The organism is Xanthomonas sp. BRIP62411, from assembly GCF_003993525.1.
GTDB classification, from domain to species: Bacteria; Pseudomonadota; Gammaproteobacteria; order Xanthomonadales; family Xanthomonadaceae; genus Xanthomonas; species Xanthomonas euroxanthea.
Window position 1 is genome coordinate 697,481 of the sequence record NZ_QEZI01000008.1, and the last position, 16,061, is coordinate 713,541.

9 protein-coding genes are annotated in these 16,061 nt (G+C 67.9%); 4 read left to right on the forward strand and 5 right to left on the reverse strand.

The genetic code is table 11. The features are described from left to right. Nucleotides 1-35: 35 nt before the first annotated feature. The 3 genes from EO139_RS07270 to EO139_RS07280 are packed head-to-tail and all read right to left on the reverse strand — an operon-like array spanning nucleotide 36 to nucleotide 2,671. A complete protein-coding gene (locus tag EO139_RS07270) occupies nucleotides 36-1,370 on the reverse strand; it encodes an O-antigen ligase (RefSeq protein ID WP_104648811.1) in 1,335 nt (444 codons plus the stop codon). After that, nucleotides 1,351-2,463, reverse strand: coding sequence for a glycosyltransferase (locus tag EO139_RS07275; protein WP_126969928.1), 1,113 nt, complete (start codon nucleotides 2,461-2,463; stop codon nucleotides 1,351-1,353). The genes EO139_RS07270 and EO139_RS07275 overlap by 20 nt, the downstream gene beginning before the upstream one ends. A gap of 10 nt (nucleotides 2,464-2,473) precedes the next feature. After that, nucleotides 2,474-2,671, reverse strand: coding sequence for a zinc-finger domain-containing protein (locus EO139_RS07280; RefSeq protein WP_006451050.1), 198 nt, complete (start codon nucleotides 2,669-2,671; stop codon nucleotides 2,474-2,476). Between the two features lie 315 nt (nucleotides 2,672-2,986). Here EO139_RS07280 and EO139_RS07285 point away from each other — a divergent pair, with 315 nt between their 5' ends. Continuing rightward, on the forward strand, nucleotides 2,987-6,349 hold the full coding sequence (locus EO139_RS07285) for a GH92 family glycosyl hydrolase (RefSeq protein ID WP_126969930.1): 3,363 nt from the start codon (nucleotides 2,987-2,989) through the stop codon (nucleotides 6,347-6,349). Between the two features lie 323 nt (nucleotides 6,350-6,672). Here the strand turns inward: EO139_RS07285 and EO139_RS07295 are convergent, their stop codons facing one another. After that, nucleotides 6,673-8,982 carry an NADP-dependent malic enzyme gene (locus EO139_RS07295; protein ID WP_126969934.1) on the reverse strand — a complete coding sequence of 770 codons (2,310 nt, stop codon included), beginning with the start codon at nucleotides 8,980-8,982 and terminating at the stop codon, nucleotides 6,673-6,675. Between the two features lie 198 nt (nucleotides 8,983-9,180). Further along, entirely contained in the window at nucleotides 9,181-10,527 is a 1,347-nt protein-coding gene (locus EO139_RS07300; RefSeq protein WP_104584014.1) for a dicarboxylate/amino acid:cation symporter, read from the reverse strand. 286 nt (nucleotides 10,528-10,813) lie between these two features. Between EO139_RS07300 and EO139_RS07305 the strand changes: the two genes are divergently transcribed. The 3 genes from EO139_RS07305 (at nucleotide 10,814) to EO139_RS07315 (ending at nucleotide 15,992) form a co-directional block, all read left to right on the forward strand. Beyond that, nucleotides 10,814-11,986: a porin gene (locus EO139_RS07305; protein ID WP_104648808.1), complete on the forward strand. Its 1,173-nt coding sequence runs from the start codon at nucleotides 10,814-10,816 to the stop codon at nucleotides 11,984-11,986. A 217-nt stretch (nucleotides 11,987-12,203) separates the two neighbouring features. After that, entirely contained in the window at nucleotides 12,204-14,849 is a 2,646-nt protein-coding gene (locus tag EO139_RS07310) for a PAS-domain containing protein (RefSeq protein ID WP_126970039.1), read from the forward strand. A 366-nt stretch (nucleotides 14,850-15,215) separates the two neighbouring features. Next, nucleotides 15,216-15,992: a DUF1460 domain-containing protein gene (locus tag EO139_RS07315; RefSeq protein WP_241235927.1), complete on the forward strand. Its 777-nt coding sequence runs from the start codon at nucleotides 15,216-15,218 to the stop codon at nucleotides 15,990-15,992. The last annotated feature ends 69 nt before the right edge of the window (nucleotides 15,993-16,061 follow it).

The window sequence follows — 16,061 nt, forward strand, 5'->3', positions numbered from 1 at the left end:
GGCGGCGCGTGCCGCCGCAGCACCGCAAAGGATCCTCAGCGCGGCGGCGGCTGATCTGCGTCGTCGTTGAGCAAGGCACCGGCATACAGGCCGGCCAGCATCAGGCTCAGCCCGCCCCAGAAGCTGGAATAGAACGCCAGATGCGTGTTGAGCGGGAACACCGTGGCCACCAGCGCGATCATCGCCGGGCGTGCCTGCTCGCGCGCGGCCAGGCTGGAATAGCGCCACGCGCGCCAGGCCTGCGCCGCACCGGCCAGCCACAGCAGCAACCCGATCACCCCGGTTTCGGCCAGGATTTCCAGCACGATCTGGTGCGCATGGAAGGCAGGCCCATCGCCCCAGGCCGGCGCCTGCGCGGGTGCCGGATTGCAGGCCGGATACGCCTGCCGGAAGCCGCGGGCGCCCACCCCATTGAGTGGATGCGCGTGGATCATGCACAGCGCTGCGCCCCAGATCTGCGCACGCCCGGACAAGGCCTGGTCGACGCCCTGCTGGTCATCGCTGAAGGCCAGCGCGGTGCGCTGGATCCGCTCGCGCGCCTGCGGCGCCACCGCCACCACGCCGGCCGCCAGCAGCGCGCCGACCACCGCCACCGCAAGCAGGCGGCGGCCACCCAGCAACTGCCAGCCGGACAGCAGCACGATCACGCCGTAGGTGATCCACGAGGCCCGCGACCCCGCCAGCACCAGCACCACGCCGACCGCCGCCGCAGCGCCCGCCCAGGCCCAGGCATTGCGCCGCCCCAGTGCCAGCAGCAGGAAGGGCGATAGGCTCGCAAGCGTCTGACCGAACTTGAGGTTGCACGGCCCCAGCACGCCGCTGAGGCGGTCGACCAGGGCCAGCTCCTGCGGCGTGCACAGGCCATGCCCACTGATCAGCTGCTTGATCTGATCCAGGCCGAAGAACAACGGGCTGCTGCCGAACACGGCCTGCAGCAGCGCATCCAGTGTCCACACCCCGCCGATCACCGCCAGGCCGGTGAAGGTGCGCCGACGCCGCTGCGCATTGGCCACCGCGATCGCGCACAACCACATGAACGGCAGATAGCGCAGATCGGTGGCCGACTTGCGCAGCGCGCGCCCCACGTCCACCGCATCGAACGCCGACAGCATCTGCGGCAACCAGTACGCGAAGAACAGCACGCTGGTCAGCGCCCAGGCCGCACCACTGAGCAGCCGGGTGCCGCCACGGAAGCGCGCATGCAGCAGGCGGTAGGCCGCAAACAGCGCACCCAGCGACAACACCGTCTCGGCCAGCCCGGGTGTGGGCCATAGCGCCACGAACAGGAGCACCCACAGCGGCGCCCAGCGACCGGCGTCGGGGGTCAGCGCGGACGCAGGTGGGATGGCCTCAGCGGCGGAGTTCGTCATAGACCTTCAGGGTGGCCGCTTGCATGGCCTGCAACGTATAGGGGAGCACGGCGGGCGGTGTCGGCGCCTGCCGCAGCAACTGCAGCGTCTGGGTGCGCAAGGCATGGGCATCGAAGGCCGGCACAGCGCCGCCGGGCTGCAACTCGGCCAGCAGCTCGCCGACGCCGCCGTGCGCCCAACCCAGCACTGGCCGGCCCACCGACAGGGCCTCCACCACGGTGCGGCCGAAGGCCTCGGGCTTGCGCGACAGCTGCAGCACCAGATCGCTGGCGGCATAGGCCTCGGCGATGCGTGCGGTGGGTTCGGTGAAGGCCACCGCCTCGGCCACGCCCAGTCTGGCGGTCTCGGCTTCCAGCTCGCGCAGATAGGCATCACGGCCCGGCTCGCGCGCACCCGGCAGCCACAACCAGGCCGGCACGCCGGCAGCGCGCGCGCCGGCGAGCAATTGCAGGCCGTCGGCGTGCCCTTTCAGGCGCGTGCCGCGCCCGGGCAGCAGCAGCAGTGGTGCATCGGCCGGCAAGCCGGGCAGCACGGTCTGTGCCCAGCTGCGCGCGCGGCGGTCCGGCTGCGGGCGACGCGGAAACTGGGCGATATCGACGCCGCGCGGGATCGTGCGCAGGCGCGCGGTGTCGGTCTGAGGATAGTGCGTGCAGACGTACTCGCGCACTGTCTGCGAGACGCAGATCACCCGCTCGCCATAAGTCATCACCGCGCTGTAGCGGCTGGGCGAGTTGAGCCCGTGCACGGTGGTGACGAAGCGCGGCCGGGTGGCCTGCGGCATGCCGCGCAACGCGTACCAGCCCAGCCAGGCCGGCAGGCGCGAACGTGCATGCACGATGTCGGCCCCCAGTTCGGCGAACAGCCGGCGCAGGCCGACCACATGGCGCAAGGTCAGCAACGACTTGCGTCCGATATCCAGGGTGAGATGTTCGCCGCCCGCCTCCAGCAGCGGCTGGACCAGGCGGCCGCCGGCCGAGACCACCACCGCGCGGTGGCCGGCGCGCACCAGCGCAGCGGCAATTTCCAGGGTGGAGCGCTCGACGCCGCCGGACTGCAGCGCCGGCAGCAGTTGCACCACGGTCAGGCGGTGCATCCGGCCAGGATCAGTCGGCGAGCACGAACAGCGCGCCGCAATACGGGCACTTGGCTTCGCAGTTGGGCTCGTCTTCGATCGGCAGATACACGCGCGGATGCGAGTTCCACAACGCCATCTGCGGCGTCGGGCAGCTCAGCGGCAGATCGCCGCGATGCACGGTGTAGCGCGATTCGGCATTGGCGGGCGCGGTGGCGGTCTGGCTCATGGCGGCACGATCGTAGAGACTAGGCAGAGCCCGGATTCTAGCAGCCTGCGTGGTGATCGGCCCATTGACCGGGCATACCGGTTCGGGTGGTGATGCGCTCAACAGCCGCCCGGGCGCCGCCAGCGTCGGGGAGCAATGCGGCAGCCCCGACTGGCCGGGCCCTTGCTGGCGCGGCAGCGCCAGGCAGCCACACCCGGACATCGCGCTTATCATCGCCGGACAATGGCGCACCGCCCCGGCGTGCGCGTGCCCGGCTCGTATGCCTCGGCAGGCCGGACCTGCCATGCAGCATCGCACCCAAGGAGACATCGCCACGTGACCTCGTCTGTTGTGTTGCTGCATCCGCGTGACCTGTGGTTCCGGCTGGTCGTTGCCCTGGGCGTCGCTGCGCCGTTGTCGGTGAGTGCGGCGACCGGGTTGTCGACCTCGTTCGAAGCCGGCCAGCCGTTGCCGGTGAGCGCGGCGGCGGGCGATGTGCAGATTGCCATCGGCACCGGTCCGGCCGCGCCGTATGCGGCCAAGCCGAACGCCGGCTACAGCGGTGCGCATGCCCTGCGGTACGACAGTCGTGGCGCAGGTGGGCGGCGCACCTTGTTGACCGGCGAGATCCCGATCGGTGCCGATACCACGCTGTCCTGGCTGGTATTGCCCGAGAGCGTGGGTGGCGAGCATGTGGCATCGACCTATGTGTCGCTGGACCTGCTGCTGGACGACGGCACACGCGTGTCGGCCAGTGCTGCGCGGGATCAACATGGCGTCGCGCTCGGTGCGCGGGCGCAAGGCGAGTCGAAGACGCTGTATCCGCAGCAATGGGCGCGCAAGGCGGTGCGGCTGGGTGACGTGGCCGGTCTGCGTGGGCGCCATGTGCGTGCGATCGAGCTGGAAGTTGCACCGCCGGCAGGCGCGCCCGGTGCCGGCTGGATCGACGATATCGCCATTGCCGAGGTACCGCTCACGCCGGCAACGCGTCCGTCGGATTGGGTGCTGACCACGCGCGGCACGCAGTCCAATGGCACGTTCTCGCGCGGCAACAATTTTCCTGCAACGGCAGTGCCGCATGGCTTCAACTTCTGGACGCCGGTGACCGATGCGGGCACGCTGACCTGGCTGTATCGCTGGAACGAACACAACGATGCGGACAATCGCCCGCGCTTGCAGGCGTTGTCGCTCAGCCATCAGCCCAGCCCGTGGATGGGCGACCGCCAGACCTTTCAGGTGATGCCGTCGCTGGCGGCCGGCGTGCCGCCAGCCGATCGCCGACAGCGTGCGCTGGCGTTTTCGCATGCCAATGAAACCGCCCGCCCCTATCGCTACGCGGTGCAGCTGGACAACGGGATCCAGGCCGAGATCGCGCCGACCGACCATGCCGCGTTGTTCCGCTTTCGCTTCCCGGCGCAGGGCGATGCCAATCTGGTGTTCGACAATGTGGACGCGCGTGGCGGGCTGCGGCTGGATGCGGCGAGACAGACACTCTCCGGCTACACCGATGTGCGTAGCGGGCTGTCGACCGGCGCAACGCGCATGTATGTCCATGCCAGCTTCGATACGCCGTGGGAAACCAGCGGCCTGAGCGACACCGGCCGGCCCACCGGCTGGATCAAGTTCGCTGCCGGCAGCACCCGGCAAGTGCAGATGCGCATTGCCACCTCGCTGATCTCGCTCGAGCAGGCCAGGCACAACCTGGCACTGGAAATCGCACCGCAGACAACATTCGAGCAGGTCGCCGCGCGGGCGCAGGACGCCTGGGATGCGTTGCTGGGGCGCCTGGCGGTGCCCGACGCCACCGCCGAGCAGAAGACCACGCTGTATTCCAACCTGTACCGGCTGCACCTGTATCCCAACTCCGGCCATGAGAACGTCGGCAGCGCCAGTGCCCCGGACTGGCGTTATGCCAGCCAGAGCAGCTGGTCGGACGACAACATCGACGGCAGCGCGGTGCGCAGTTTCGCGCCGATCCGCGATGGCCGGGTCTACGTCAACAACGGCTTGTGGGACACCTTCCGCACTGCGTGGCCGGCGTATGCCTTGTTCGCCCCCGACGCTGCCGGCGCGCTGGTGCAAGGCTTTCTGGAGCAGTCGCGCGCGGGCGGCTGGGTGGCGCGCTGGTCGTCACCGGGGTATGCCGATCTAATGGTCGGCACCAGTTCCGACGTGGCGTTTGCCGATGCCTGGCGCAAGGGCGTGCAGGGCTTCGATCCGGCCGAGGCATACGTTGCCGCGCGCAAGAACGCCACCGTGGTGGCACCCGACAGGCACGTCGGCCGCAAGGGCATGGCGCGTTCGACCTTTCGCGGTTATGCCGATACCGACACGCACGAAGGCATGTCGTGGTCGATGGAGGGCGCCCTCAACGATTTCGGTATCGCCAACATGGCCGAGGCGCTGGCCGGGCAGGCAAAGACGGCCACGGCGCGCGAGCGTTACACCACCGAGGCACTTTATTTTCGTCAGCGCGCGGCGGGCTATTCGGCGTTGTTCGATCCGGCGATCGGTTTTTTCCAGGGCCGCACACCGGACGGCCACTGGCGTGTGGATGCGGCACGGTACGACCCGCGCGTGTGGGGCCACGATTACACCGAGTCCAGCGGCTGGACGTTTGCATTCACCGCACCGCACGACGGTGAAGGCCTGGCGGCGTTGTATGGAGGACGCGCGGGCCTGGCAGCGAAACTGGATACGTTCTTTGCCACCCCCGAGACCGCCGAGGCCAGGTTCGCCGGCTCCTACGGCAACACCATTCACGAGATGACCGAAGCGCGCGATGTGCGGATGGGCATGTATGCGCACAGCAACCAGACCGCCCACCATATCCCGTGGATGTATCTGTACGCCGGGCAGCCGTGGAAGACGCAACGCATCATCCGCGAGATCCTGGCACGCCTGTACCTGGGCAGCGAGATCGGCCAGGGCTATCCCGGTGATGAGGACAACGGCGAAATGTCGGCGTGGTATCTGTTCGCGGCACTGGGCCTGTATCCGTTGCGCATGGGCGCGCCGGAATACGTGATCGGCTCACCGCTGTTCAAGCATGCCAGCGTGCGGTTGCCCGATGGCGGGACGCTGACGGTCAATGCGCCGCAGAATTCGCCGCAGAACGTGTACGTGCAATCGCTCAAGGTCAACGGAAAGCCCTGGCGCAAGACCTGGTTGCCGCATGCGGACATCGCCAGGGGGGCGACGCTGGACTTCGTGATGGGGCCTGCGCCCTCGCGCTGGGGCACCGGGCCGAACGATGCGCCACCGTCGCTGACCCCTGCGGGCAAGCGCCCTGCCCCGTTACGTGATGTGCTTGGAGACACGGCGCGCATCACGCTGGCCGATGGTGGCGAGGTCGCTGCCCTGCATGACGACGATGCGGGAACCGTCGCTGCAGTTGCATCGACATCGACGCTGACGCTCAGTGGCATGGCGCGCGGCACGCCGACGCTCTACACGCTGACCAACGGCAATGCGGCCATTGCGGCCAGTGGCTGGACGTTGGAAGCGCGTGCGGCCGATGGTGCGTGGACGGTGGTCGATCAGCGCCGTGAGGAAGCGTTCGACTGGCCGTTGCAGACGCGGCCGTTTCGTATTGCCACGCCTGGTGCCTATGCCGAGTATCGGCTGCGATTCAGTGCGCCTGCGAAAGTGCAGCTGGCGGAGATCGAGTTGCTGGGGGCGGAACCTGCGGTGCGTTGAGGCGCCGGTCTCGCAGCGCTGATTGTGCTGCTTTCTGCAGGCAGGCGACTGCAGAAAGCAGGCACCCGCTCACGCAATCGACGGATTCGCACGGGTGCTACCGGAGCGAGGTCCCACCGCAATGTCAGCAGCGCTGGTGAGCCATACCCTCACCCCAACCCCCGCTCCGCGCCCCGGCCCGCGCTTGCGGCGCGGGCGCTTCAAGGCACGCGTGCCAGTGGCGCGCAAGCAGTGCCTTGTCGCCCCGGGAGGAGAGGGGCTTGGCGCGGTGCGTCTGGTGCCGCTCGCGGATCGGTCTTTGATGTCTTCCCGGTGGGGGGATCTCAACCGCTATTTTTTTCGCTGGCACTCTTCTCGGCATCGCGCTGCCGGCGGATCTGCGCATCCACCGCCGCGATCGCGGTCATGTTCATCACCCGGCGCGAGGTGGCGCTGGTGGTGAGGATGTGCACGGGCTTGGAGATGCCCATCAAGATCGGGCCGATCGCCACGCCGTCGGTGAACACGCGCACCAGGTTGTAGGCGATGTTGGCCGCCTCCAGGTTCGGCAGCACGAACAGGTTGGCGCGGCCCTTGAGCGTGCTGTTGGGCATGATCTGCTTGCGCAGCGCTTCGTCCCAGGCGGTGTCGCCCTGCATTTCGCCATCGATGTTGAGCTCGGGCTTGCGCTTGAGCAGGGCCTCGCGCACCTGGCGCATCTTCAGCGCATCGCGCGAGTCGTGGCTGCCGAAGTTGGAGTGCGACAGCAGCGCGATGTTGGGTTCGATGCCGAACAGCTTGAGGCGGTACGCGGCCTGCAGCGTCGCTTCGACCACCTGCTCTACGGTCGGGTCTTCCTGCACATGCGTGTCCAGGAAGAAGAACACGCCCAGCTGGTTGATCACGCCGGTCATCGCCGAGGTGGAGCTCACCCGCGGTTCCAGCGGAATCACGCTGCGTGCGTAGCCCAGCTTCTTGTGGAAGCGGCCGACCACGCCGGACAGCATTGCATCGGCTTCACCACGCGCCACCATCACCGCGGCGATCAGGGTCGGACGCGAGCGCATCAGCTCCTTGGCGGCAGTGACGGTCACGCCGCGACGCTCGGTGAGCGCGTGGTAGTACTGCCAGTACTCGTTGAAGCGGGGATCGTCGAGGATGTTGGTGATCTCGAAATCCACCCCGGCGGTCAGGCGCAGCCCCATGCGCTCGATACGCGCTTCGATCACGTCCGGGCGGCCGATCAGGATCGGGAAGGCCAGGCCTTCGTCGACCACGTTCTGCACCGCGCGCAGCACCACTTCCTCTTCGCCTTCGGCATACACCACGCGCTGCTTGTCGGCGCGCGCGCGGTCGTAGACCGGCTTCATCATCAGGCTGGTGCGGTAGACGAACTGGCCGAGCTTGTCGCGGTAGGCCTCCATGTCGGCGATCGGGCGCGTGGCCACGCCCGAATCCATCGCCGCCTGCGCAACGGCGGAAGACAGCTCCACCAGCAGGCGCGGGTCCAGCGGACGCGGAATCAGGTATTCCGGGCCGAAGCTCGGGGTCTCGCCGCCATAGGCCGCGCCCAGGTCGGAGGCCTCGCGCCGTGCCATCGCGGCGATCGCCTTGACGCAGGCGATCTTCATTTCTTCGTTGATGCCGGTGGCGCCCACGTCCAGCGCACCGCGGAACAGGTACGGGAAGCACAGCACGTTGTTGATCTGGTTCGGGTAGTCCGAGCGGCCAGTGCCGATGATGCAGTCCGGGCGCACCGCCTTGGCCGCTTCCGGGGTGATTTCCGGGTTGGGATTGGCCAGCGCGAAGATCACCGGCTGGCGCGCCATCGTGGCGACCATTTCCGGCTTGAGGATGCCGGCCGCCGACAGGCCCAGGAAGATGTCCGCGCCCTCGACGATTTCGGCCAGGGTGCGCTTGTCGGTGTCGCGCGCGTAGCGCTGCTTGTCCGGGTCCAGGTCGGTACGGCCGGTGTGGATCACGCCATCGCGGTCCAGCGCCAGGATGTTCTCCGGCTTCAGGCCCAGCGAGACCAGCATGTTGACGCAGGAGATGCCGGCCGCGCCCATGCCGGTGGTGGCCAGCTTGACCTCTTCGATCTTCTTGCCGGTGACCACCAGTGCGTTGAGCACGGCGGCGCCGACGATGATCGCGGTGCCGTGCTGGTCGTCATGGAACACCGGGATGTTCATGCGCTCGCGCAGCTTGCGCTCGACGATGAAGCACTCCGGCGCCTTGATGTCTTCCAGGTTGATGCCGCCGAAGGTCGGCTCCAGGCTGGCGATGATGTCGACCAGCTTGTCCGGGTCGTTCTCGTTGATCTCGATGTCGAACACGTCGATGCCGGCGAACTTCTGGAACAGCACGCCCTTGCCTTCCATCACCGGCTTGGACGCCAGCGGGCCGATGTTGCCCAGGCCCAGCACCGCGGTGCCGTTGGTGATCACCGCCACCAGGTTGCCGCGCGCGGTCAGCTCGCTGGCCTGGGTGGGTTCTTCGACGATCGCCTCGCAGGCGAAGGCCACGCCCGGCGAATACGCCAGCGACAGGTCGCGCTGGGTCAGCATCGGCTTGGTCGCGGTGACCTTGATCTTGCCGGCCGGCTGCTGGCGGTGGTAGTCGAGGGCGGCCTGTTTGAAGTCGTCGTTGGACATCGGCGTTGTGGGTCTCGAAGGCGCAGGAGGGCTGAATTCTACCCCCCTGCCTGAACATGGGCCTGTCGCGCAGCTGTCGCGGCGGCAGGAAGATCGCATGCCACAACGCGGCATGCATTGCGGCCGGTGCTGGCTGGATGTGGAAACGGCCCTGCATCCCGCCGGCAGCGCCGACGGAATGCAGGGCCGTAGGAAGCATCAGCGCGCGCTGATCGGGGCGACGACGTCGGTCGAGGCCACCGGTGCCTGCAGCGGCGGCGAGCCGCCATCCAGCACCAGCTTGAGCTGATCGCGGTCCAGCGCATTTTCCCAGCGCGACACCACCACCGTGGCGACCGCGTTGCCGATGAAGTTGGTCAGCGAGCGGCACTCGCTCATGAAGCGGTCCACGCCCAGGATCAGCGCCATGCCGGCCACCGGCACGTCCGGCACCACCGACAGCGTGGCGGCCAGGGTGATGAAGCCGGCGCCGGTCACGCCGGCCGCGCCCTTGGAGCTGAGCATCGCCACCGCCAGCAGGGTGATCTGCTGGCCCAGGGTCAGGTCCACGTTGGTGGCCTGGGCGATGAACAAGGCGGCCAGGGTCATGTAGATGTTGGTGCCATCCAGATTGAACGAGTAGCCGGTCGGCACCACCAGGCCCACCACCGACTTTTCGCAGCCGGCCTTTTCCATCTTCTCCATCAGCGAGGGCAGCGCCGACTCCGACGAGGAGGTGCCCAGCACCAGCAGCAACTCGGCCTTGAGATAGCGGATCAGCTTGAGCACCGAAAAGCCGCACAGACGGCAGACGATGCCCAGGATCACCAGCACGAAGAACAGCGAGGTCAGGTAAAACGAACCCACCAGCCAGGCCAGGTTGACCAGCGATTCCACCCCGTACTTGCCGATGGTAAAGGCGATCGCACCGAATGCACCGATCGGCGCGGCCTTCATCAGCATGTGCACCAGGCGGAACACCGGCGCGGTCAGCGCTTCCAGGAAGCTCAGCACCGGCTGGCCACGCTCGCCGACCAGGGCCAGCGCGATCCCGAACAGCACCGCCACGAACAGCACCTGCAGGATGTTGCCATCGACGAACGCGCTGACCAGCGTGGCCGGGATGATGTCCATCAGGAAGCCGACCAGGCTCAGCTCGTGGGACTTCTGCACGTAGGTGTTGACCGCGCTCTGGTCCAGCTCGGCCGGGTTGATGTTCATGCCGGCGCCGGGCTGCACCACGTGCGCCACGATCATGCCCACGATCAACGCCAGCGTGGAGAAGAACAGGAAGTAGGTCATCGACTTGGCGAAGACCCGGCCCACCGTCTTGAGGTGGGTCATGCCGGCGATGCCGGTGACGATGGTCAGGAAGATCACCGGGGCGATGATCATCTTCACCAGCTTGATGAAGGCATCACCCAGCGGCTTGAGGCTTTCGGCGAAGGCCGGCTCGAAGTGGCCCAGCAGGGCACCCAGGACGATCGCCACCACCACCTGGAAATACAGCTGACGGTAAAAGGGGACGGGCGCCGGCAAGGGGCCGGCAGGCTTGCTGATGTGCATGACACCACTCCGAGGGAACATAGAGGGGGCCTGAGCAGGCACCCGGTGCGGGCATTCTGGCCGTACGTCGCAGCCCGGGCCGATAGCCCATTGGTACTACGCACTGTCGCCGGGCTGAACGTCGCCTTACACTTCAGCGGCGTCGCCACCGGCCGTTAATTCCATTTAACGCAGACACCGATTGTTGTGTCGTTGGCCGTCCGGAACCTGCGCGCTTGCTGAAGCTGTTCAGTGCGACCGCCATGGCAGGACGCCCGGCCCTTTCTCCTTGCCGAAGACCACACCTATGCGCCTCAATCCGCTCGTTCTCGCGTTGGCCATCGCCGCCGCGCCCGCAGCCGCCAATGCGGCCACCTCGCTGGAAAACTGGCCCACCAAGTACACCTTCGGTGATGGCACCGAGCTCGGCCTGACCGGCAACTACGCCTACGACGACAACAACTTCTCCGGCGACGACCGCCTGGAAGACCGCACCGACTTCCGCCGCAAGGAGTTCGGCGCCACCCTCAGGAAGAAGGGCGTCTACGACGCCATGGTGTATTTCGACTTTGAAGCCAAGCTGTGGCTGGACGTGTTCTTCCGCGTCGAGACCAAGGCCGTGTTCGGCCAGGATTACGGTCGCGTGCGGCTGGGCTACATGAAGGTGCCGGTGGGCCTGGAAGCGGTGCAGAGCTCGCGTGCGGGCAGCTTCATGGAACTGGGCCTGCCGGTCCAGGCGGTGTTCCAGGGCCGTCGCACCGGCGTGGAATGGACGCTGGAGCGCCAGCAGTATCTGCTGCAGGCCGGCGCGTACGGCGGCAAGGATCTGCAGGGCGACAACCCGGGCACCACCCAGGCCGTGCATGCCGCCTGGACCCCGTTCAAGGCCGAAGGCAATGTGCTGCACCTGGGCCTGGCCGGCTCGGTGGAAAACCCGCGTGGCTTCAGCGACGGCCGCGGCGTGTCGTTCAGCCCGCGCGTGCGCCTGCGTGCCCGCCCGGAGGCCGGCCTGACCGACGTGCGCCTGATCGACACCGGCACCATTCTTGACGTGGACCACGTGATCCGCGCCGGCGTGGAAGCGGTGTGGATCCACGGCCCGTTCTCGCTGCAGAGCGAAGCGCTGCGCGCCGAGGTGGCACGTAACGACAACCAGCCGCATTACATCGCGCAGGGCCAGTATCTCTACGGCACCTGGACGCTGACCGGCGAGTCGCGCAGCTATGCCGGCGGCGTACCGGGCAACATCAAGCCGGCGCACGACTACGGCGCGGTCGAGCTGACCGCCCGCTACAGCCGCCTGGACCTGGAAGACAACCGCGTCAGCGGCGGCCGCCAGCACGACACCACCATCGGCGCCAACTGGTACCTCACCAGCCACTTCAAGTTCCAGGCCAACTACAGCTGGGTGGATGCCACCCGCAACGGCGTGCATGAAACCCCGCACGTGATGGAGCTGCGCGCGCAGGTGCAGTTCTAAGCGTGATGGCGCACAGCTAACCCGGGCCTGGTCGGCCGCGCGCTGCCTTCGTTTCAACGCGCCAGGGCGGCAACCCACACCAGCGCACATGCCCCTGCGGCCGCCTCCTTTCGGGGATGCGGCCGCAGGCGTTTGTGGCTGCGGCGGTGTCGGCGCCTGGCGCAGGCCCGGTGCCGATAGCTGCACGATGCAGCGGCGCACCGCCATACTTGCCGGCATGTATGCCTCGCAACGCCGCCGTCTGCTGCTCACCCTGACCATCGTGCTGGGCGGCATGCTGGTGGCCATGGTGGCGGCCGGGCACTTCGTCGAACAGAACGCCCTGCACGAGGAAAGCGCCACCGTGCGGCGTCAGCTGCGCCTGTACGCGCAGGCCCTGCAGCAACGCGTCGATCGCTATCGCACCCTGCCGCAGATCCTGGCGCTGGACCCGGAACTGCGCGCGGCCGTCTCCGGGCCCTTGTCGGCCGCGCAGGTGGAACGGCTCAATCGCAAACTCGAGCGCGCCAACAACGTCACCCAGTCCTCCACGCTGACGCTCATCAACCGCGACGGCCTGGCATTGGCTGCTAGCAACTGGCGCGGGGCGCGCAGCAACGTGGGCGTGGACTACGCCTTCCGCCCGTATTACCAGCAGGCATTGTCCAACGGCAGCGGCAGTTTCTACGGCATCGGCATGACCACCAGCGAGCCGGGTTACTTCCTGTCGCAGGCCATCGTCGATGCCAGCGGCCAGGTGCAGGGCGTGGTGGTGATCAAGATCGCGCTGGCCGCGCTGGAACGCGAGTGGCTGCAGACCCCGGACATCGTGCTGGCCTCCGACGCGCACCAGGTGGTGTTCCTGGCCAGCCGCCCGCAGTGGCGCTACCGCATGCTGGCGCCGCTGAGCCTGCGCGACCGCAGCGAATTGCGCAGCACCCGCCAATACGCCGACCAGGGCCTGCTGCCGCTGCGGCGCCGGCTGATCGAGCAGACCGGCAACGGTGGCGTGCTGGCCGAGGTCAGCGACCCACCGCTCGCCGGCCCGGTGCTGTGGCAGACCCTGGAGGTGCCCGAAAGCGGCTGGCGCCTGCATCTGCTGCACGACACCCGCGCCAGCGCGGCGGCCGGTCGCGCCGCTGCGATCGCCGCCGCCGGTGCATGGTTGGCGCTGGCCTTGCTGTGGTTGTTCGTGCAGCAGCGGCGGCGCCTGTCCGCCCTGCGCCAGCGCAGCCGGCACGAGCTGGAAACGCTGCTGCAACAACATGCCGAAGAGCTGCGGACCGCGCAGGATGGCGTGGTCACCGCCGCGCAACAGGCCAATGCCGGCCTGAGCCGCAGCCTGGAACACCTGCCGCAGGGCGTGGTGGTGATCGACGAGGCGCTCAAGCTGGTGGCGTGGAATTCGCGCTATGTGGAACTGTTCCGCTTCCCGCCGGAACTGCTCAAGATCGGCCGCCCGATCGAAGACCTGTTCCGCTTCAACGCACGCCGCGGCCTGCTCGGACCGGGGCCGATCGAAGCGGCGATCGAGCGCCGCCTGAACCATTTGCGCAGCGGCAAGCCGCATATGCGCGAGAGCGAGAAGGAAGACGGCACGGTGCTGGAAATCCGAGGCAATCCGCTGCCCGATGGCGGATTCGTCACCAGCTATGCCGACATCACCAGCTACAAGAACGCCGCGCGCGAACTGCGCTCGCTGGCCGATGCGCTGGAACACCGCGTGGCCGAACGGACCCGCGACCTGGCCGCGGCCAAGCGCGAGGCCGAGAGCGCCAACCGCTACAAGACCCGCTTCGTCGCCTCGGCCGTGCACGACCTGCTGCAACCGCTCAACGCCGCACGCATGTTCGTCTCGGTCCTGCGCGGGCAGGTGCGCGAGGCCGGCAGCGCGCGCGTGGTCGACAACATCGAAGGCGCGCTCGCCGCGCAGGACGCCATCCTCAACAGCCTGCTGGACATCTCGCGGCTGGAGGCCGGCAGCCTGAAGACCCGGGTGCGCGACTTCGCCATCGCCCCGCTGCTGGAAACCCTGGCCCGCGAGTTCGGCATCCTTGCCGAAGACCGAGGCCTGGTGCTGGACTGGGTGCCCACCTCGGCGGTGGTGTTGAGCGACGAGAACCTGCTGCGGCGCATCCTGCAGAACTTCCTGTCCAACGCCATCCGCTATACGCCGCGTGGGCGCGTGCTGATCGGCTGCCGTCGTCGCGGCGGCTGGCTGCGCATCGAAGTGCATGACCAGGGGCCCGGCATTCCCGAGGCCTTGCAGGACGAGATCTTCGAAGAATTCCGGCGCCTGGACGACGGCGTGGCCAACGACCGCGGCGCCGGTCTGGGCCTGGCGATCGTCGAGCGCATCGGCCGCCTGCTCGGCCACCGCATCAGCCTGCGTTCCACCCTGGGCAGCGGCAGTGTGTTTTCGGTGACCGTGCCGCTGGGCGAGCGCGCCTCCATCGCCAGGCAGTTGCCACCGCCCATCGCCAGCGCTGAAGCCGCCAATGACCCGATCCTGCACGGCTGCCGCGTGTGGTGCGTGGACGACGACCCGCGTGTGTGCGAGGCCAGCCGCGCCCTGCTGCAGCGCTGGGAATGCCGCGTGGACTTTGCCGGCGGCCCCGACGAGGCATTGGCCGCCGCCAACGCCGACGAGGTGCCGGAGCTGCTGTTGCTGGACGTGCGCATGGGCGAGCACTACGGCCCGATATTGCTGCCGCAATTGGTGGCGCGCTGGCAACGCGAACCGCGCGTCATCCTGGTCACCGCCGAACCCGACCCGGCGCTGCGTGAACATGCGCTCGACCTGGGCTGGGGGTTCCTGGCCAAGCCGGTGCGGCCGCCGGCGCTGCGTGCCCTGATGACGCAGATGCTGTTGCGGCGCGGGTGAGCTGCGCCGTCGCGCAGCATCGACAGGCAACAACGGGCTGCGTTGAGCGTGTCGCGACGCTTCCGGCCTGCTTGCCGCCGAAAGGCCGCATGATGGCGCGCCGTGCTGCACGCCTCCCATGCCGCGATTTCCTGGCCCTGCAGGGTCTGGCGAGTTTCGCCGGATCGTTTCAGCGTACCGAAGTGCGTGCTGCCTCAAGCGCGCGTTGGCGATGGCGCTACAGTGCTTGCGTCCATTGCTGCCCACGTCTGCATCGTGCACAGCTCACCTGCCGATGTTTCTCCCCCGGAAACTTGTGGAGCCCTCATGTTCAGGCCTGCCTCCGTGATGTTGACCGCGTTGCTCGCCGCAGGTTGCGCGGCGGATATGCCCGTGCAGGCGTCCACGCCATCGGCGACCGTGCCGCCCTCCGGCCCGGTGCGCGCTGACATGGACCCGTACACCTTGCAGACCCTGGACCGCGTGCTGCACCAGGCATCCACGCATCGCGGCGTGAGTCCGGGGCATCTGATCAAGCTGCTCTCGGCGGAATTTCTCGGCACGCCGTATCAGGCCAACATGCTGCAGGGCTCGGCCACCGTGCCGGAGCGGCTGATCATCGACTTCAGGGGCCTGGATTGCTTCACCTATCTGGACTATGTCGAAGCGGCGCGCCACGCCCATTCGCAGCAGGATTTCGTCGATCGCGTGGTCCTCACCCGCTACGTCGATGGCGTCATCGGCTTCACCTCGCGCAAGCACTTCTTTTCGGACTGGGTCGCACGTTCCTACCCGCTTGCCGACGACATCACCGCAACGCTCAGCCCCAGGGCCGTGCGTGTGGACAAGACACTCAACCTCAAGGCCGACGGCAGCAACTATCTGCCCGGATTGCCGCTGGTGCAGCGGTCCATCACCTACATCCCCGCCGCCGATGTGGACAGCACGGTGGTCCGGCAACTGCGCACCGGCGACTATGTGGGCAGGTACTCGCCGGCGCCCGGGCTGGATGTCAGCCATGTCGGCATCTTCGTCATGACCGACCGGGGCCCGGTGTTGCGCAATGCCTCATCGCGCCCGGAAAACGAAAAGGTCGTGGACTCGCCGTTCATGGAGTACGTCGCCCGCACGCAGGGCATCGTCGTCTACAAGGCCAGGCCCTGATCCCGGTCGCGATGCGGGCAACCGCCAGTCCGGCGGCAGGCATCGTCTCGATCCGCTCCGCCGGTGCAT